At 59.9% G+C, this 17,863-nt stretch carries 13 protein-coding genes; 7 read left to right on the forward strand and 6 right to left on the reverse strand.

Annotation, left to right across the window (positions count from 1 at the left end; genetic code table 11):
- Window positions 1-119: 119 nt before the first annotated feature.
- Window positions 120-1,400: a glutamate-1-semialdehyde 2,1-aminomutase gene (gene hemL, locus K7R23_RS00285; RefSeq protein WP_012904539.1), complete on the forward strand. Its 1,281-nt coding sequence runs from the start codon at window positions 120-122 to the stop codon at window positions 1,398-1,400.
- Between the two features lie 95 nt (window positions 1,401-1,495).
- Here the strand turns inward: hemL and fhuB are convergent, their stop codons facing one another.
- From fhuB to hrpB, 6 genes are all read right to left on the reverse strand, one after another.
- Window positions 1,496-3,478 carry a Fe(3+)-hydroxamate ABC transporter permease FhuB gene (gene fhuB, locus K7R23_RS00290; RefSeq protein ID WP_012904538.1) on the reverse strand — a complete coding sequence of 661 codons (1,983 nt, stop codon included), beginning with the start codon at window positions 3,476-3,478 and terminating at the stop codon, window positions 1,496-1,498.
- Window positions 3,475-4,365, reverse strand: a complete 891-nt coding sequence (gene fhuD, locus K7R23_RS00295; protein ID WP_012904537.1) for a Fe(3+)-hydroxamate ABC transporter substrate-binding protein FhuD — start codon at window positions 4,363-4,365, stop codon at window positions 3,475-3,477. The genes fhuB and fhuD overlap by 4 nt, the downstream gene beginning before the upstream one ends.
- A complete protein-coding gene (fhuC, locus tag K7R23_RS00300; protein WP_012904536.1) occupies window positions 4,365-5,162 on the reverse strand; it encodes a Fe3+-hydroxamate ABC transporter ATP-binding protein FhuC in 798 nt (265 codons plus the stop codon). Before fhuC ends, fhuD begins: the two co-directional genes overlap by 1 nt.
- 47 nt (window positions 5,163-5,209) lie before the next feature.
- Entirely contained in the window at window positions 5,210-7,465 is a 2,256-nt protein-coding gene (gene fhuA, locus K7R23_RS00305) for a ferrichrome porin FhuA (RefSeq protein ID WP_012904535.1), read from the reverse strand.
- Window positions 7,466-7,771: 306 nt separating this feature from the next.
- Window positions 7,772-10,306, reverse strand: coding sequence for a bifunctional glycosyl transferase/transpeptidase (mrcB, locus tag K7R23_RS00310; RefSeq protein WP_012904534.1), 2,535 nt, complete (start codon window positions 10,304-10,306; stop codon window positions 7,772-7,774).
- A 131-nt stretch (window positions 10,307-10,437) separates the two neighbouring features.
- The gene (hrpB, locus tag K7R23_RS00315; protein ID WP_024132471.1) at window positions 10,438-12,867 is read right to left on the reverse strand and encodes an ATP-dependent helicase HrpB; all 2,430 of its coding nucleotides are present in this window, start codon (window positions 12,865-12,867) and stop codon (window positions 10,438-10,440) included.
- Window positions 12,868-12,940: 73 nt separating this feature from the next.
- Between hrpB and thpR the strand changes: the two genes are divergently transcribed.
- The 6 genes from thpR to folK all read left to right on the forward strand — a co-directional run bounded on the left by thpR (window position 12,941) and on the right by folK (window position 17,769).
- Window positions 12,941-13,471 (forward strand): RNA 2',3'-cyclic phosphodiesterase, encoded by a 531-nt coding sequence (gene thpR, locus K7R23_RS00320; protein ID WP_012904532.1) that lies wholly within the window; start codon window positions 12,941-12,943, stop codon window positions 13,469-13,471.
- A gap of 12 nt (window positions 13,472-13,483) precedes the next feature.
- Complete coding sequence (sfsA, locus tag K7R23_RS00325; protein ID WP_012904531.1) at window positions 13,484-14,188, forward strand: DNA/RNA nuclease SfsA; 705 nt, start codon at window positions 13,484-13,486, stop codon at window positions 14,186-14,188.
- Between the two features lie 177 nt (window positions 14,189-14,365).
- Window positions 14,366-14,821: an RNA polymerase-binding protein DksA gene (dksA, locus tag K7R23_RS00330; RefSeq protein ID WP_003829221.1), complete on the forward strand. Its 456-nt coding sequence runs from the start codon at window positions 14,366-14,368 to the stop codon at window positions 14,819-14,821.
- Between the two features lie 72 nt (window positions 14,822-14,893).
- On the forward strand, window positions 14,894-15,790 hold the full coding sequence (gluQRS, locus tag K7R23_RS00335; protein ID WP_012904530.1) for a tRNA glutamyl-Q(34) synthetase GluQRS: 897 nt from the start codon (window positions 14,894-14,896) through the stop codon (window positions 15,788-15,790).
- 105 nt (window positions 15,791-15,895) lie between these two features.
- The gene (pcnB, locus tag K7R23_RS00340; RefSeq protein ID WP_217968164.1) at window positions 15,896-17,293 is read left to right on the forward strand and encodes a polynucleotide adenylyltransferase PcnB; all 1,398 of its coding nucleotides are present in this window, start codon (window positions 15,896-15,898) and stop codon (window positions 17,291-17,293) included.
- Window positions 17,290-17,769, forward strand: a complete 480-nt coding sequence (folK, locus tag K7R23_RS00345; RefSeq protein ID WP_012904528.1) for a 2-amino-4-hydroxy-6-hydroxymethyldihydropteridine diphosphokinase — start codon at window positions 17,290-17,292, stop codon at window positions 17,767-17,769. Before pcnB ends, folK begins: the two co-directional genes overlap by 4 nt.
- The last annotated feature ends 94 nt before the right edge of the window (window positions 17,770-17,863 follow it).

Consider the following 17,863-nt stretch of genomic DNA (forward strand, 5'->3'; position numbering starts at 1 on the left):
CCTCTCGCCGGAAAATCCCCTGCAAATCGTGATGTTTCAAATGCGCAAAACTTTCATAACCTTCCCTGAATAATTAGAATAGCGGGCATTCACTTTTTCCACGAACCAGGAATCCATCCATGAGCAAGTCAGAGAACCTTTTTAGCGCGGCGCGCGAGCTAATCCCCGGCGGCGTTAACTCTCCCGTTCGCGCCTTTACCGGCGTGGGTGGCACTCCACTGTTTATTGAAAAAGCAGACGGCGCGTATCTGTATGACGTCGATGGCAAAGCGTATATCGATTACGTCGGCTCCTGGGGGCCGATGGTGCTGGGCCACAACCATCCGGCCATCCGCAACGCGGTGATCGAAGCGGCTGAACGCGGCTTAAGCTTCGGCGCGCCGACCGAGATGGAGGTCAAAATGGCGGCGCTGGTGACGGAGCTGGTGCCGACGATGGACATGGTGCGCATGGTGAACTCCGGTACTGAAGCGACGATGAGCGCCATTCGTCTGGCGCGCGGATTCACCGGTCGCGACAAGATCATCAAATTTGAAGGCTGCTACCATGGACACGCGGACTGCCTGCTGGTCAAAGCCGGTTCCGGCGCGCTGACGCTGGGCCAGCCGAATTCGCCGGGCGTACCGGCGGATTTCGCTAAACATACGCTGACCTGCACCTACAACGATCTCGACTCGGTACGCGCCGCGTTCACGCAGTTCCCGCAGGAGATCGCCTGTATCATCGTTGAGCCGGTCGCGGGCAATATGAACTGCATTCCGCCGCTGCCGGAATTTCTGCCAGGTCTGCGCGCCCTGTGCGACGAATTCGGCGCGCTGCTGATTATTGATGAAGTAATGACCGGCTTTCGCGTGGCGCTGGCCGGCGCGCAGGATTACTACGGCGTGACGCCGGATCTCACCTGCCTGGGCAAAATTATCGGCGGCGGAATGCCGGTAGGCGCCTTCGGCGGTCGTCGCGAGGTAATGGAAGCGCTGGCGCCGACCGGTCCGGTCTATCAGGCGGGTACGCTGTCCGGCAACCCGATTGCGATGGCGGCAGGCTTTGCCTGCCTGAACGAAGTGGCGCAACCGGGCGTTCATGACACGCTGGATGAACTGACCACCCGCCTGGCGGAAGGTCTGCTGGAGGCGGCGCAGGAAGCCCATATCCCGCTGGTGGTGAATCACGTCGGCGGCATGTTCGGCATTTTCTTCACCGACGCGCAATCCGTCACCTGCTATCAGGACGTCATGGCGTGCGACGTGGAGCGCTTTAAACGTTTCTTCCACCTGATGCTGGAGGAAGGCGTTTATCTGGCGCCGTCGGCGTTTGAGGCGGGCTTTATGTCAGTGGCGCACAGCATGGAAGATATTAATAACACCATTGACGCCGCGCGTCGGGTGTTTGCGAAGCTGTAAAAAAGAGGTCGGGTAAGGCGAAGCCGCCATCCGGCAAATCCTGCCGGGGGCGCTGCGCTTGCCCGGCCTACAATGATACTCCCCCACCGGCAAAATTAACGGCTCTGCTTCCGCAGCAGATAAATAAAATACGGCGCGCCGATAAAGGTCGACAGGATCCCGGCCGGGATCTGATACGGGAACAGCACCATTCTGCCGCACCAGTCGGCGAAGACCAGCAGCAGGCCCCCCACTAATCCCGACATTACGATATGCGGCATGGTACGGCGAAAACCGAGCATTCGCGCGATGTGCGGCGCCATCAGCCCGACGAAGCTCAGCGGTCCGATGGTCATCGTCGCCGTGGCGGTCAGACTGGCCGCCAGCAGCAACAGGCCAATACGTGACGGAGTCAGCGCCATACCGACCGCCCGCGCGGTATCGCCGCCCAGCGTTAAGATCGTCAGCCAGCGACGGCACAGCGGCGTCAGCGCCAGCAGAATCACCATCACAATACCGGTGCGCAGCGCCTGTTCTCCGGAAGCGTTATAGGTCGAACCGGAGATCCAGGTCAGTACGCTCGCCATCCGCGGATCGCCGCTCGCCTGCAACATCATCAACAGCATGGTAAAAGCGGTGCTGAGCGCCATCCCCGCCAGCAGCATACGCTGAGGCGAAAAGCCGCCGCGTCCGGCGGCGATCATAATGACCAGCAGCGTGGCTGCCGCGCCAAGGCTCCCGGCAGGCAGCAGCCAACCAAACGCATCCCCCGGCACCAGAAACAGCATCAGCACCACGCCGAACGCCGCGCCGGAGCTAATCCCCAGCACTTCCGGACTCGCCATCGGGTTACCGGTCAGGCGCTGAATAATACAGCCCGCCACCGCCAGCATCACCCCGGCGATCAGCGCCGCCAGGATGCGCGGCCAGCGCCACGGCATCAGTTCGTCCAGCAACGCGCCGCTCGCCCAGCTCCAGCCGTGCACGTCGCGCCCCAGCGAAAGCGCAACCCAGGCGCCAAGCAACAGGATAATGAGTCCAGCCAGGGCGTATCCCGCCACGTGGCGACGCTCTGTGGCCACACGGTTGCTGACGTTCATATCCGGCGCGCTCATACTGCGTAAGCGCGGCAGCAGCCATAGCAGCAACGGCGCGCCAATCAGCGCGGTAACCGAACCGGTAGAAACCTCCATCCACACGCGGCTCAGCCAGAGTATGATCTGATCGGAAAGCCAGAGGATCAGCGCGCCAATCAGCGGCGCCAACATCAGCCGGGCCAGCAGACGCCGCGCGCCGAGCATTTTCGCCAGCAGCGGCGCGAACAGGCCGATAAAGCCGATAATCCCGACGGCGTTGACCAGCAGCGCGCTGAGCACAATCGCCAGCGTCAATGCCGCCAGCCGCGCCAGCGACAGCGCCAGTCCAAGATTACGCGCCACGCCGTCATCCAGCCCCATTAAGGTCAACGGACGTAACAGCAGCAGCGTGAGCACCACGCCGCCGAGCAGCTGCGGCCACAGTCGCTGTACGCCGCTCCAGTCGGTTTGCGTCAGCGTGCCGGTACTCCACAGGAACATGCTTTGCAGCTGATCGTGATGAAACAACACCAACAGCTGATTAACCGCCCCGCAGTACAGGCTTACCACCAGCCCCGCGAGAATGAGGGTGACGGGCGACAGCCGTTTGCCCCACGCGACGCCAAACACCAGCGCGCCGACGATGCACGCTCCGGCCAGCGCGGCAAACTGCGCCGCCATCATGCCCGGAATCGCCCACAGCGTCGTGACCGTGACGCCAAGCTGCGCGCCGGTCGCCACGCCGAGCGTCGTCGGCTCCGCCAGCGGATTACGCAGCACCTGCTGAAACAGCACGCCCACCAGCCCCAGCCCGGCCCCCACCAGCAGGGAGATAACCAGCCGCGGCAGCAGGCTGTAGTAGAATATCATCTGCCCGATGCTATCGATATCCGGCGACCACAGCGCCTGCTGCCACTGGCTGCGCGGCAGCGCGACGGAAAGATTCGTCCAGCTTAAGCCTGCCGCGACGAAAAACAACAGCGCCAGCAGGGAAGCCGGGAGAAGAGCAATACGCTTACTCACGCTTTGCCTCCCAGCGCCTGATCCAGTATCCGCACAAAACGCATTGCCGACAGCGTCGCGCCGTAGAACCACACCGCCGGAACGCGCTGGAAGCGGCCTGCGCGGACAAACGGCATCGCCTGCCACAGCGGCGTACGCACCAGCGAATCCATCTCTTTGTTGTCGCCATGATCAAAACAGAGCACATCGGCATCTTTATAGGCGGCAAGCCGATCGATGCCCACCACGGTGCTGCCCCAGAAGTTGGTTTCTCCCTGCCAGGCGTTGCGGATGCCGTACTCGTCAAGCACCGCCTGAAACAGGCAGTTCGGACCAAACACCAGCATATGGCGCGCATCAAGCTGAGTGATAAGCAATAGCGGCCGTTCCCCGCGCCGGGCAAAACGCGGCTTTCTGCTGGCGATAAACTGGTCGAATTCGCTCAGGTGGCGCGTCGCCGCCGGTGCCAGATTCAGCAGTTGCCCCAGCTCAAGCAGCGACTGACGGGCAACCGCTAAAGGTTGTTTTCCGTCGCTGAAATTAAATCCGCGGCCAGGGGCGATGCGCGCCAGTTTCTCTGGCGAAGGGCCATACCCTGCCGACCAGACCATAAACGAAGGCTTCATTTCGGTCAGCAGTTCGAGATTGGGTTCAGTACGCAGCCCAACGTCAATGACCGACGCCGGCAACGGCGGTTCGTTCACCCACAGTCGGTAGTTCGGGATATCCGCGACGCCATAGGGCGTGACGCCAAGCGCCAGCAGCAGTTCGACCGGCAGCCATTCCAGCGCCACGATGCGTTGCAGATCGATGGAGGCCGCGCGGGCCGGGCGCATCTGCCAGAGTAACGGCGAGAGCGCCATCGCCGTTAATAAACGACGGCGCGTGAGATGGTGTAATCCGCTCATTAATAGACAAAACTCACCGGGGCGGCGCCCGCCGGATGCGGCAGGATCCCCATCGGAATACCATAAATCTGCTCCAGGGTTTCGCCACGCATCAGCGCGGCGGGCGTCCCCTCGGCAATCATTTCGCCGCCGCGCAGCGCCACCAGATAGTCGCAGTAGCGGGCGGCCATGTTGATGTCGTGCAATACGGCAATCACCGTCAGGCCGCGCTGCTGGCTTAAGCGGTGCACCAGCGCCAGCACGTCCACCTGATGGGCGATATCCAGCGCCGAGGTCGGTTCATCCAGCAGCAGACAGCGGCTGTCCTGCGCCACCAGCATCGCAATCCACGCCCGCTGCCGTTCGCCGCCGGAGAGGCTGTCCACCAGACGATGCGCCAGCGGTTTCAGCCCCACCAGCGTAATCGCCTCTTCCACTTTTTCTCTGTCCGCAATGCCAAAGCGCCCCAGCGCCCCGTGCCACGGATAGCGGCCAATCGCCACCAGTTCCCGCACAGTCATCCCTTCCGCGGGCGGCAGCTGCTGCGGCAGATAAGCCACCTTGCGGGCAAACGCTTTGCTGCTCCAGCTCTCCAGCGGCTGGGCGTCCAGCAGGATCTCCCCTTCCGACGGCGGCTGATGGCGACCAAGCATTTTCAGCAGAGTGGATTTTCCTGAGCCGTTATGACCAATCAGGCCCGTCACTTTACCGACAGGAAAGGTTAACGACAGAGGATGCAGAAGCGTGCGCCCCGGCACGCGGAAGGTGACATCACGCAGTGCAAAGGTGGTATCGGGATGATGGGTCTGTTCCTGCATAGCGGCCAACTTGTAAAGCGGGCACGCAACGCGTGCCCAAAGAGAAATCAGAAGCGGAAGGTTGCTGTTGCAACGACCTGACGTTCCGCGCCCCAGAAGCAGCCATAGGTGTTAAAGCAGCTGGCGACATATTCACGATCGAACAGGTTGTTGACGTGCAGCGCGACGTTAGAGCCTGCCATTCCCAGGCGCGCCAGGTCGTAACGGACCAGCGCATCTACTACGGTATAGCTGCCCACTTTAAACGAGTTCGCCGGATCGCCATAGCTGGAGCCGGAGTAACGTCCGCCCGCGCCCAGCGTCAGGCCGGAGAGCGCGCCGTCAAAGAAGGTGTAGTCGCCCCACAGGGAGGCCATATGCTCTGGCACCTGCGCCGGGGTGTTGCCTTTGTAGCGGGTATCGGTGGTGTATTCCGCGTCGGTGTAAGTATATGAGCCCACCACGTTAACGCTGGCCGACAGCGCCGCTTTCGCCTCAATTTCCACGCCGCGCGAGCGAATTTCGCCGCCTTCAATGGAGAAGAAGGAGCCTGGCGTTGGGTCAGACATCAGGTTGTTGGATTTGGTCAGCTGATAGACCGCGCCGGTAATCACAATCGGACGATCGTTGGGCACATACTTCACGCCTGCTTCGTACTGCTTGCCTTTTGACGGCGCGAAAATATTACCGCTGGCCCCGGTCTGGGAAGCCGGTTCAAACGACTCGCTATAGCTGAAGTACGGCGTTACGCCGTTATCAAACAGGTAGTTAATACCGCCACGCCAGGTGAATTCTTTGTCCTCACGGGAGTCGGTGGTACCAGACACGCGGTTCAGGGAGTCCTGTTTCGCCCAGTCATAACGACCACCGAGCGTCACCAGCACCTTATCCCACTGCATCTGATCCTGCACATAAAGACCGGTTTGTTTCTGCTTATTCAGGATCTGATAGGGGCCGGAAGTGTCCGGATCGCGCGAATTGAAATCGAAGTCGCTGCGGTCGAGGTTATAGATATCAGACGGCGTAACGGAACCGACATAGCCAAACCAGGAGTCGATATCGTTACGCATACGCATAAAATCAACGCCGGTCAGCAGAGTGTGATCGACAGAGCCGGTGGCGAATTTGCTTTGCAGTTGCGTATCCACCGCGAAGTTTTCCAGCTTTTCGTTATCGACAACGTACTGACGAGTCAGCGTGTGGCCCCACTCTGACTGCGAAACGCTGGCGCAAGGGCTGGAATCCGGATTGCTCGAATACATCGGATCGGAGCACATGCCGTAACCATAGACGCTTTTCTGCGCAACTTTGTTTTGCGCGTAACGCAGGTTCTGGCGCACGGTAAAGGTGTCGTTGAATTCGTGGTCGAAGCTGTACCCCACCATCTTCTCGTTACGGGAGTAGGTGTTGTTGTTCGCCCCTTCGTTGAAGTCGGTCGACAGACGCTTACCGTTCGGCAGTGTAGAAACCGTCCCCTCTTTCGGCAGCCAGCCGTAGTAACCGGTTTCCGGCTCGTTCTGGAAATAGGAGAGGAAGGTGAAGTTGGTTTTATCATCCGGACGCCAGCTAAAAGAAGGCGCGATGGCATAACGCTGCTCTTCCGCACCCTGCTGCTGGGCATTCGCCGAGCGCGCGAGGCCGGTTAAGCGGTAAGAGTAAACGCCGTCGTCATTCAGCGCATCGCTGAAGTCAAAGCCGGTCTGGAACAGGCTGTTGGTGCCCATTTTAAACTGGACTTCTTTCAGCGGTTCGGTCGTCGGGCGCTTGCTGACCATATTCAGCAGGCCGCCCGGGTTGCTTTTGCCGTAAAGCACGGAAACCGGACCGCGCATGACTTCCGCGCGTTCAAGCATATAAGGGTCGATCACCGCGTCGTTGTAGAAGTTGCCCTGCATCTTCAGGCCGTTCAGATAGTTATTCTGGCTCTGGCCGTCGGCAGCGAAACCGCGGATGATCAGGTAATCATAGGTGTTAGACGCGCCGCGGGTGCCTACGGCAACGCCAGGGGTATAGCTGAGCGCCTCTTTTACCGATTTAGGCTGGTGCAGCGCCATCTCTTCAGCGGTGACCACAGAAATAGACTGCGGCACCTTCTGGATGGGGGTATCGGTTTTGGTCGCCGTCGCGGACTGACGCGCGGCGATGGTCGCCGCCGGTCCCCAGGCGCTTTCCTGCGGAGCAGGCGCGGCAGTGACGGTAATGGTTTCTTCTTTCGGTTGAACCGCCGCCTGTGCATAGACAGACATGCCGCTAACCGCTGTGGCTACTACAACTGCGAGTTTACGCAGCGAGGAGTTTGGCTGAGCAGTTTTAAGACGCGCCATTGGTATATCTCTGATGAAAAGTGAATGATAACGTAAACGAGAATTATTATTATGACGGCAGAATAATATTCTAAACGCTGGCGCGATAGCAAGCAGTACACACCCCTACGAAAACTAAGGGGTTAAGAAACAACCAGATGAAAAGAAAGGGTTAATGAATTAGTCTGGAATGTTATGCGTGATGCGCCGGATGGCGGCGTAAACGCCTTATCCGGCCTACAGGGCTCGTAGGCCTGATAAGCATAGCGCCATCAGGCATTTGCCCGGTAAGCGCCAGCACCAGCGGGCATATCAGAAACCCGGCGATCAATTGCCGCCGAACATATCCTTAATCCAGCCAGCCACGCCGTCGCTGTCTTTCTTCTCTTCCTGCGGCGGCTGTTGCTGCTGTTGCGGCTGAGAAGACTGATCGAACGGATTGCCCGACGGCTGTTGCTGCTGTTGCTGCATCTCGCCCTGCTGGCACAACGCATCCGGATCGCTGGTCCACACCGGCAGAGTGCGCATCCCGCCGCTGCAGACAAAGTTTCCGTCATAGTCCACGCCCATATCGACAATGTCTTCCGGCGGCGTCAGCGTCAGCGCGGTCGGCGTCTGGTTTGCCAGATAACGCTGGTAAATCGACATCGCCCCGCTCGCGCCGTACAGTTTCGTCGGCTGGTTATTATCGCGCCCCACCCAGGTAATGGTCACCTGACTGCCGTCAATCCCGGCAAACCAGGTATCGACGTTGTTGTTGGTGGTCCCGGTTTTCCCGGCCAGATGCAGCCCCGGGTATTTCGCGCCCAGCTGGCGACCCGTACCGCGCTGGACAACCTGCTGCATGGTCCACAGCGTCATGTACGCCGCCTGCGCCGGTACGGCGCGTTCCGCCTGCGGGAAGCTCTGGTACAGCACGGCGCCGTCTTCCGCAATCACCGAACGCAGCGCGGAGAGCGGCGCGCGGTTACCGCCGCTGGCGATAGTCTGGAACGCCTGCGCCACTTCGATCGGCGTCAGGTTCAGCGCCCCCAGCAGCATGGCCGGAACCGGATGCAGCTGATCCTTCGGCACCCCGAGCTTCGTCCAGGTGTCAGTCACCGCCGGCAGACCCAGCGCCATCCCGAGATTGACCGTCGGCACGTTCATCGAACGGGTCAGTGCATCCACCAGCATCACTTTTCCGCTTTCGCTGTAGCGGCGCTCGTCGTTCTGCGGCGACCACACCTGGCCGTTAGGCTGACGCAGCGCGATCGGCGCATCGGCAATCCAGGTGTTGAGACGATAAATTTTCGGCTGGCTCAGGGCGGTCAGGTAGGTCGCCGGTTTTGCCAGCGAGCCAATCGAACGGCGCGCCTGCATCGCGCGGTTATAGCCCGCGAACTGCGGCTCGGCGCCGCCGACCATCGCGCGCACTTCCCCGCTGAAGCGGTCGACCACCACAATCGCGGTTTCCAGATCGCTAAGCTTACGCTGTTTCTTCAGCGCCGGAATGCCCTCCACCGCCGCCTTTTCAGCGGCGTCCTGCGCCACAGGATCGAAGGTGGTGAAGATCTTCACGCCGGAGAGATCTTTCACTTTATCGCCCAGCTTCGCCTGTAACTCCTGGCGCACCATCTGCATAAATGCCGGCTGCGGAGAGATCACCCCGCCGCGCGGCTGCACGCCCAGCGGACGGGCGCTCAGCATGTCGTACAGCTCCTGGTCGATAATCTGCTGCTGTTGCAGCAGGCGCAGCACCAGGTTACGCCGCTCCAGCGCCAGCTTCGGGTTGCGCCACGGGTTATAAATAGAAGCCCCTTTCACCATTCCGACCAGCAGCGCCTGCTGGTCGAGGCTCAGTTCCTCTACCGGTCGGCCAAAATAGTACAGGCTCGCCAGCGGGAAGCCGCGAATCTCGTTATCGCCGCTCTGCCCGAGGTACACCTCGTTCATATACAGCTCAAGAATACGGTCTTTGCTGTAGCGGGCATCCATCAACAGCGCCATATAGGCTTCGTTGGCCTTACGCCAGTAGGAACGCTCGCTGGTGAGGAACAGGTTCTTCACTAACTGCTGCGTCAGCGTACTGGCCCCCTGCACCGTCCTTCCGGCGGTCAGGTTGGCCAGCACCGCGCGGCCGATCGAGTACAGGCTAACCCCGTCATGCTCATAGAAATGGCGGTCTTCGGTCGCCAGCAGCGTATCCACTAGCAGATCCGGGAAGCCGCTGCGCGGCACAAACAGGCGCTGCTCGCCGTTCGGCGAGGAAAGCATGGTGATCAGGCGCGGATCGAGACGGAAGAAACCGAACTGACGGTTATTATCCATGTTGACGATGGTGTTCAGATGGCCGTCATCGAAGGTCAGACGCGCGCGTACCTGCCCCTCTTTGCTGTCCGGGAAGTCAAACGGACGGCGGATCATCTCAATACTGTTCGCCTGCACGGTAAATTCGCCAGGACGCGTCATCTTCGTGACCTGCCGATACTGCGTGGCCTCCAGCAGACGCACCATTTCGTTTTTGCTGACCGACATGTCCGGCTCAAGGTTCACCATCCGGCCATAAACGGCCGCCGGCAGCTGCCAGACTTTGCCATCAATACGGCTGCGGATTTTTTGATCCAGATAAACGCCGTAAATGGCAAACAGCACCAGAAAAACAATCGCTATCTTCAGCAGCAGCCACAGCCAACCGCGCTTGCCACGAGGCTTGCGCCCTTTGCCTTTACCTTTACGCGGCATCGGTTCTTCATCCTCATAGTCATCATCATACTCGTCGTCATACTCATCATCTCTGAGCTGGCGACGACTCACCTTTTGTTTCACCGGACGCGAGGGTTTCCCTTTGCGTCCAATTGGCTCGCGGTCATTCCCGGCCATGCTTTTTCTCCGCAACGTTCAGGCGCAAAGGCCCGATTTTCAGTTCTTCTGTCACCCGACAGAAGAAGAAATCTCTCAATTATCTGCTGTATTTCTGCCGGAGGGCGGCTTCGCCTTATCCGGCCTGCAGCCTACGAATACTTTTTGGTGCGCCGCGTCGGCGCGGTATTCGCCGGATCGTCCGGCCAGACGTGTTTGGGGTAACGCCCTTTCATCTCTTTTTGCACCTCGCGGTACGATCCCTGCCAGAACGCGCTGAGATCGCGCGTAATCTGTAAAGGCCGTTGCGCGGGGGACAGCAGCTCCAGCACCAGCGGCACCCGGCCTTCGGCAATGGTCGGCGTACTGGCTTCGCCAAACATTTCCTGCATCCTGACCGCCAGCCCGGGCGGGTTATCCTCATGATAACGAATGGCTATCCGGCTTCCCGTCGGCACAGTGTAATGTGTGGGCAGCGAACTCACCAGACGTTGCTGCCGGGGATAGTCCAGTAAGCCCAGCAAAGCCTGATGTACATCCAGCGATTTCAGACTTTTCAACGAATGCACGCCGCTCATATGCGGCAGCAGCCAGCTTTCCAGCGCCGCCAGCAGCGTCTGCTCGTCCACGGCAGGCCAGTCATATTCCGGTAGCCATTTTGCCGCGCACTGTAAACGTAGCCGCAGCTGTTCCGCCGCCGGCGTCCAGTTCAGTACGCCGAGTCCCTTATCGCGGATACCGTTCAGCATCGCCAGATGCAGCTCCTCTTCCGACGGTTTCGCCAGCGGCTGCACTTTCACCGTCAGTTGCCCGATGCGCATTCTGCGCCATGCCTTCAGCGTTCCCTGCGCTTCATCCCACTCAACGGTATCCGACTGCTGTAACAGTGCCGGGCAACGCTGGACCAGCGCGTCGATATCCAGCGGCAGCGCCAGCAGAATACGTGCGTCCGGTGACGCGCTGCCCTGCAATAATAGCGGAGCGATCAGCCATTCATGGCGTCCCAGCGCATCGTCCGCATCCAGCGCCGCGCCCATACCGTTCGCCAGCTGATAGCGCCCGTCCTGGCTGCGCCGCCGGGCGATCCGATCAGCGAAGGCGCGCGCCAGCAGCGGCGCAATATGCGACGCATCGGCTTCGCCGCGGCCCGCTTTCAGCCGCTTCAGCAGCTGTTGGCTGCGCTGCTGCCAGCCTGGCTGGGTACGGGAAAAGGCCACGCCCAGGTCGGTGTTGCCCATACGCGGCGGCTCCTCAAGAATAGCCGCCAGCCTGGCGGCGGTGGCCGCCTCATCAGGATCGGAAGCGCTCACTAACATCGCCGCCAGACGCGGGTCGTTGCCCAGCGCCGCCATTTTTTGCCCGACGGCGCTCAGCCTGTCGCCCTCCAGCGCGCCGAGCATCTGTAACAATCGTTTTGCCGCCTGTAAGTGTATCGCGGGCGGGCGATCCAGCCAGGTCAATTGCGCCGGATCGCGGCATCCCCACTGCAATAGCTCCATCAGCAGGCCGGAAAGATCGCTTTGCAGGATTTCCGGCTCCCCCTGCGCCGCGGCGCGCTCCGCCTGCTCTTTGGCGATCAGATGCAGGCAGATGCCGGGCTCCAGACGTCCGGCGCGACCGGCGCGCTGGGTCATTGACGCCTGGCTGACGCGCTGGGTAATCAGTCGGGTCAGCCCGGTCCGCGCGTCAAATCTCGCCACCCGCTCCTGAGCGCAGTCGACAACCAGACGAATGCCTTCAATTGTCAGGCTGGTCTCGGCGATATTGGTCGCCAGCACCACTTTACGGCTTCCCTGCGGCGCGGGCAGAATAGCTTTACGCTGCTCGTTAAGCGGCAGCGCGCCGTACAGCGGACACAGCAGCACATCGCTGCCGACGCGGTCGCGCAGCTGTTCCCGCACGCGCTGGATCTCCCCGACGCCGGGTAAGAAGAGTAGCAGCGATCCCGCTTCATGGCGCAACAGTTCGGCGGTCGCCACCGCAACCGCCTCATCGAAACGTAACTGCGGCGACAGCGGGTGATAGCGGCGCTCAACGGGATAAGCGCGCCCTTCGGAAACCACCGCCGGCGCATCCGGCAGGCACTGGCGCAGGCGTTCGTTATCCAGCGTGGCGGACATGATCAGCAGCTTCAGGTCGTCGCGCAGCCCCTGCTGCACGTCCAGCAGCAGCGCCAGCGCCAGATCCGCCTGTAAACTACGCTCGTGAAATTCATCGAGGATCACCAGACCTACGCCGTTCAGCTCGGGATTGCGCTGAAGCATTCGCGTCAGCACCCCTTCGGTGACCACTTCCAGCCGCGTCGCGGGCCCCACGCAGGACTGCGCGCGCATCCGGTAGCCCACCGTCCCGCCGGGCTGTTCGTTCAGCTGCTCCGCCAGCCGCTGTGCCACATTGCGCGCCGCCAGACGGCGCGGCTCCAGCAGGATAATTCTTCCCTCAATGCCTTTGTGAGTCAGAAACTGTAGCGGCAGCCAGGTGGATTTCCCGGCGCCGGTCGGCGCGCTCAGCAGAACCTGCGGCGAACGGTCAAGGGCGGCAAGCAGTTCAGGCAGAACGGCGGCAACAGGCAATGAGGTCACAAATAGCTCCGGAGGGTTAACATTCTTCGCGCTGCATTGTAGCATCGCGTTAATTCATTACCGAGTACCGAAGATGTCTGAGCCGAAACGGCTGTTTTTCGCCATTGAACTGCCCGCCGACGTGCGCGAGCAAATTGTCGCATGGCGCGCGGCGCACTTCCCTGGGGAAGCGGGCCGTCCTGTCGCTGCCGACAATCTGCATTTGACGCTGGCGTTTTTAGGCGAAGTGAGCGCCGACAAACAAAAGGCGTTAGCCGCGCTGGCCGGACGCATCCGCCAGCCCGGATTTACGCTCACGCTGGACGATGCCGGGCAATGGCTGCGCTCGCGGGTAGTCTGGCTCGGCACGCGCCGGTCGCCGCGCGGCCTGCTGCAACTGGCCGATATGCTGCGCGCCCAGGCGGCGCGCAGCGGCTGCTACCAGAGCCCGCGGCCATTTCATCCGCACATTACGCTGCTGCGCGACGCCAGCCACGCGGTGGCGCTCCCGCCGCCCGGCTTTTGCTGGTCGTTTCCGGTGAGCGAATTTGTGCTCTACGCCTCCTCATTTACGCGAGGTCGCACCCGTTACACGCCGTTACAGCGCTGGACGCTTGTCAAATAAGGAAGAAAAGGAATGCAGTTTACTCCGCCACTCCAGCGCGCCACGCTGGTTCAGCGCTATAAACGCTTTTTAGCCGATGTGATCACGCCAGAGGGCGTTGAACTGACAATACACTGCCCCAACACCGGCGCAATGACCGGCTGCGCTGACCCTGGCGATACGGTCTGGTATTCCACCTCAGAAAATACTAAACGCAAATATCCGCATACCTGGGAATTAACTGAAACCCGTAACGGCGCGCTAATTTGCGTTAACACGCTCTGGGCTAACAGATTAACGAAAGAAGCCATTGAACAGGGCCAGGTTTCAGAACTTTCAGGCTACAGCGTCCTGAGAAGCGAAGTAAAATACGGCGCCGAACGCAGCCGCATTGATTTTATGTTACAGGAAGATTTACGTCCTGACTGCTATATTGAAGTGAAATCGGTAACGCTCGCGGAAAACGAGAAGGGTTATTTTCCCGACGCAATCACACAGCGAGGTCAGAAACACCTTCGCGAACTGATGAACGTAGCGGCTGAAGGTAAACGCGCGGTGATCTTTTTCGCCGTTCTGCACTCCGCCATTACCCGGTTTTCACCCGCGCGCCATATTGACGCGAAATATGCGCAACTATTGAATGAAGCACAGCGTAAGGGGGTAGAAGTTCTGGCATATAAAGCGGAACTTTCTGCCGACAGTATGACTCTGATGGAGTCGCTACCCGTTACTTTATAGTGATGTAACAATCTGGTTATTTCGTATTCTGGTCGCGTGCGCAAATACGCTTTTCCTCACAGGGTTGTCAAGTGTTACGTTTAGTTAATTGCTATCCGGAAAAGCATCTGCTATTTATAGCGACCTGATTTTTCCCCCGAACATGGGGATCGATAGTGCGTGTTAAGGAGAAGCAACATGCAAGAAGGGCAAAACCGTAAAACATCGTCCCTGAGTATTCTCGCCATCGCTGGGGTGGAGCCGTACCAGGAGAAACCGGGCGAAGAGTATATGAACGAAGCCCAGCTGTCGCACTTCAGGCGTATTCTTGAAGCATGGCGTAATCAACTCAGGGATGAAGTCGATCGCACCGTTACTCATATGCAGGACGAAGCGGCAAACTTTCCTGATCCGGTTGACCGCGCCGCGCAGGAAGAAGAGTTCAGCCTCGAACTGCGTAACCGTGACCGTGAGCGCAAACTGATCAAAAAGATCGAGAAAACGCTGAAGAAGGTTGAAGACGAAGATTTCGGCTACTGCGAATCCTGCGGAGTGGAAATTGGTATCCGTCGCCTTGAAGCGCGTCCAACAGCCGATCTCTGCATCGACTGCAAAACGCTGGCTGAGATTCGCGAAAAACAGATGGCGGGTTAAGCCCCACCGTTTGATCACGTTTACCACAGGCGGGGGCTTCCCCGCCTTTTCATTTTCCGCAAATCCGCAACGATGACTGACTCACACTATATTGGCCGTTTCGCCCCCTCACCTTCCGGCGAACTGCACTTTGGCTCGCTTATCGCCGCCCTCGGCAGCTATTTACAGGCTCGCGCCCGGAACGGGATATGGCGGGTGCGTATTGAAGATATCGATCCGCCCCGTGAAGTTCCCGGCGCCGCCGACGCTATTCTGCGCCAGCTGGAACATTACGGCCTGCACTGGAATGGCGAGGTGCTGTGGCAGTCCCGCCGCCATGAGGCGTACCGCGAGGCGCTCGCCTGGCTGTATGACCAGGGGCTGAGCTACTACTGCACCTGTACCCGCGCGCGCATTCAGAGCATCGGCGGCATTTACGACGGTCACTGCCGCGAACTGTGCAACGGGCCGCAGCAGGCGGCGGTACGCATAAAGCAGCAGCATCCGGTGACCCGTTTTTACGATCGCCTGCGCGGTGAGATTCAGGCCGACGAACGGCTGGCGCGGGAAGACTTTATTATTCATCGTCGTGATGGTTTATTTGCCTATAACCTGGCCGTGGTGGTGGACGACCACTTCCAGGGCGTCACGGAAATTGTGCGCGGCGCGGATCTTATCGAACCGACGGTGCGACAGATTTCGCTGTACCAGCAGTTCGGCTGGACGCCGCCGGACTATGTGCATCTGCCGCTGGCGCTCAATGCGCACGGCGCTAAACTGTCGAAACAGAACCACGCCCCCGCGCTGCCGCCGGGCGATCCGCGCCCCGTGCTTCTCGCGGCGCTGCGCTTTCTTGGACAGCATACCGAAGCGGAATGGCAGGCGTTGCCGGTGGAGCAACTGCTCCGTCTCGCCGTGACCCACTGGCGGCTCACAGCGGTGCCGGAATCGGCATACGTAAATCCGCCATTCTCAAATGCCTCTTGCTGAGCTATGATTAGCCGCTATTTTTGCTCGTCGTCTTTCTCATTATCACAATGCGAAAGCCTGCGGGTGAATGGATTTGATTGATGATTGACACTACCGAGGTGCACTATTTTTACCCGAGTCGCTAATTTTTGCCGCAAGGTGCTAAGCCGCGAGGAGAGCGAGGCCGAAGTCGCCGTCGCCCGTCCGCATATGACGGTCATCCCACGCGAGCAGCACGCTATTTCCCGCAAAGATATCAGTGAAAATGCCCTGAAGGTAATGTACAGGCTCAATAAAGCGGGATATGAAGCCTGGCTGGTCGGCGGCGGCGTCCGCGACCTTCTGCTCGGCAAAAAACCCAAAGATTTCGACGTCACTACCAACGCGACGCCGGATCAGGTACGCAAACTGTTCCGCAACTGCCGTCTGGTTGGCCGTCGTTTCCGGCTGGCGCATGTTATGTTCGGCCCGGAAATTATTGAAGTCGCCACCTTCCGCGGCCACCATGAAGGCAGCGAGAGCGATCGCACCACCTCCCAGCGCGGGCAAAACGGTATGCTGCTACGCGACAACATTTTTGGTTCGATCGAAGAAGACGCCCAGCGCCGCGACTTTACCATCAACAGCCTCTATTACAGCGTTGCCGACTTTACCGTCCGCGATTACGTTGGCGGCATGAAGGATCTGCAGGATGGCGTTATCCGCCTGATCGGCAATCCGGAAACCCGCTACCGCGAAGATCCGGTGCGGATGCTGCGCGCGGTGCGTTTTGCCGCCAAGCTGGATATGCGCATCAGCCCGGAAACCGCCGAGCCGATCCCACGCCTGGCGACGCTGCTCAACGACATTCCGCCGGCGCGTCTGTTCGAAGAGTCGCTGAAGCTCCTGCAGTCCGGTTACGGCTACGAAACCTATCTCAAGCTGCGTGAATACAGCCTGTTCCAGCCGCTGTTCCCGACCATCACCCGCTACTTCACCGAAAACGGCGACAGCCCGATGGAGCGCATCATCGCGCAGGTGCTGAAGAACACCGACAACCGCATTCATAATGATATGCGCGTGAACCCGGCGTTCCTGTTCGCGGCGATGTTCTGGTATCCGCTGCTGGAGATGGCGCAAAAAATCGCCCAGGAAAGCGGTCTGGCCTACTACGACGCGTTCGCGCTGGCGATGAATGAAGTGCTGGATGAAGCCTGCCGCTCGCTGGCGATCCCTAAACGCCTTACCGCGCTGACCCGCGATATCTGGCAGCTTCAGCTGCGCATGTCACGTCGCCAGGGTAAACGCGCCTGGAAGCTGATGGAGCATCCGAAGTTCCGCGCCGCTTACGATCTGCTGGCGCTGCGCGCTGAAGCGGAAAATAACCCGGAGCTACAGCGTCTGGCGCAGTGGTGGGGCGAATTCCAGGTATCCGCGCCGCCGGAGCAAAAAGGCATGCTTAACGAGCTGGATGAAGATCCGGCTCCGCGCCGTCGCCATCGTCGTCCGCGCAAGCGCTCGCCGCGCCGTGAGGGCAGCGCGTGACGCCGGCGTATATCGCCATCGGCAGCAATCTGGCCTCGCCGCTGGAGCAGGTTAATGCGGCGATAACAGCGCTTGGCGATATTCCACACAGCCGGATTATCGCCGTCTCCTCCTTTTACCGCACGCCGCCGCTGGGACCGCAGGATCAGCCTGATTACCTCAACGCGGCGGTCGCGCTGGAAACCGACCTCGAACCGGAAGCGCTACTCGACCACACTCAGCGCATCGAACTACAACAGGGCCGGGTGCGCAAAGCCGAACGCTGGGGGCCGCGCACGCTGGATCTCGATATTATGCTGTTTGGCGATCGCATCATTAACAGCGAGCGGCTGACCGTACCACATTACGACATGCATAACCGCGGCTTTATGCTCTGGCCGCTGTTTGAAATCGCCCCGGATCTGCGTTTTCCGCAGGGCGAATCCCTGCAACATCTCCTTGCCGGACTCGGCGCCGGAAAGCCCGATCGCTGGTAATTTCCCCATCGTTTAAGCGTTTAGGGCTTTGATGCTAATCGTTTGCTTAAAACAATTGCCCCCCTGAATGTGCCTGTTAGAATGCCGGTAAATC

Source organism: Citrobacter rodentium NBRC 105723 = DSM 16636 (assembly GCF_021278985.1).
GTDB classification, from domain to species: domain Bacteria; phylum Pseudomonadota; class Gammaproteobacteria; order Enterobacterales; family Enterobacteriaceae; genus Citrobacter_A; species Citrobacter_A rodentium.

What these genes read in the sequence shown, in the direction of transcription:
- hemL (WP_012904539.1), top strand. Translation starts at nt 120, where the DNA reads ATGAGCAAGTCAGAGAACCTTTTTAGCGCGGCGCGCGAGCTAATCCCC.
- mrcB (WP_012904534.1), bottom strand. Translation starts at nt 10,306, where the DNA reads ATGGCCGGGAATGACCGCGAGCCAATTGGACGCAAAGGGAAACCCTCG.
- sfsA (WP_012904531.1), top strand. Translation starts at nt 13,484, where the DNA reads ATGCAGTTTACTCCGCCACTCCAGCGCGCCACGCTGGTTCAGCGCTAT.
- fhuA (WP_012904535.1), bottom strand. Translation starts at nt 7,465, where the DNA reads ATGGCGCGTCTTAAAACTGCTCAGCCAAACTCCTCGCTGCGTAAACTC.
- fhuD (WP_012904537.1), bottom strand. Translation starts at nt 4,365, where the DNA reads ATGAGCGGATTACACCATCTCACGCGCCGTCGTTTATTAACGGCGATG.
- dksA (WP_003829221.1), top strand. Translation starts at nt 14,366, where the DNA reads ATGCAAGAAGGGCAAAACCGTAAAACATCGTCCCTGAGTATTCTCGCC.
- gluQRS (WP_012904530.1), top strand. Translation starts at nt 14,894, where the DNA reads ATGACTGACTCACACTATATTGGCCGTTTCGCCCCCTCACCTTCCGGC.
- thpR (WP_012904532.1), top strand. Translation starts at nt 12,941, where the DNA reads ATGTCTGAGCCGAAACGGCTGTTTTTCGCCATTGAACTGCCCGCCGAC.
- fhuC (WP_012904536.1), bottom strand. Translation starts at nt 5,162, where the DNA reads ATGCAGGAACAGACCCATCATCCCGATACCACCTTTGCACTGCGTGAT.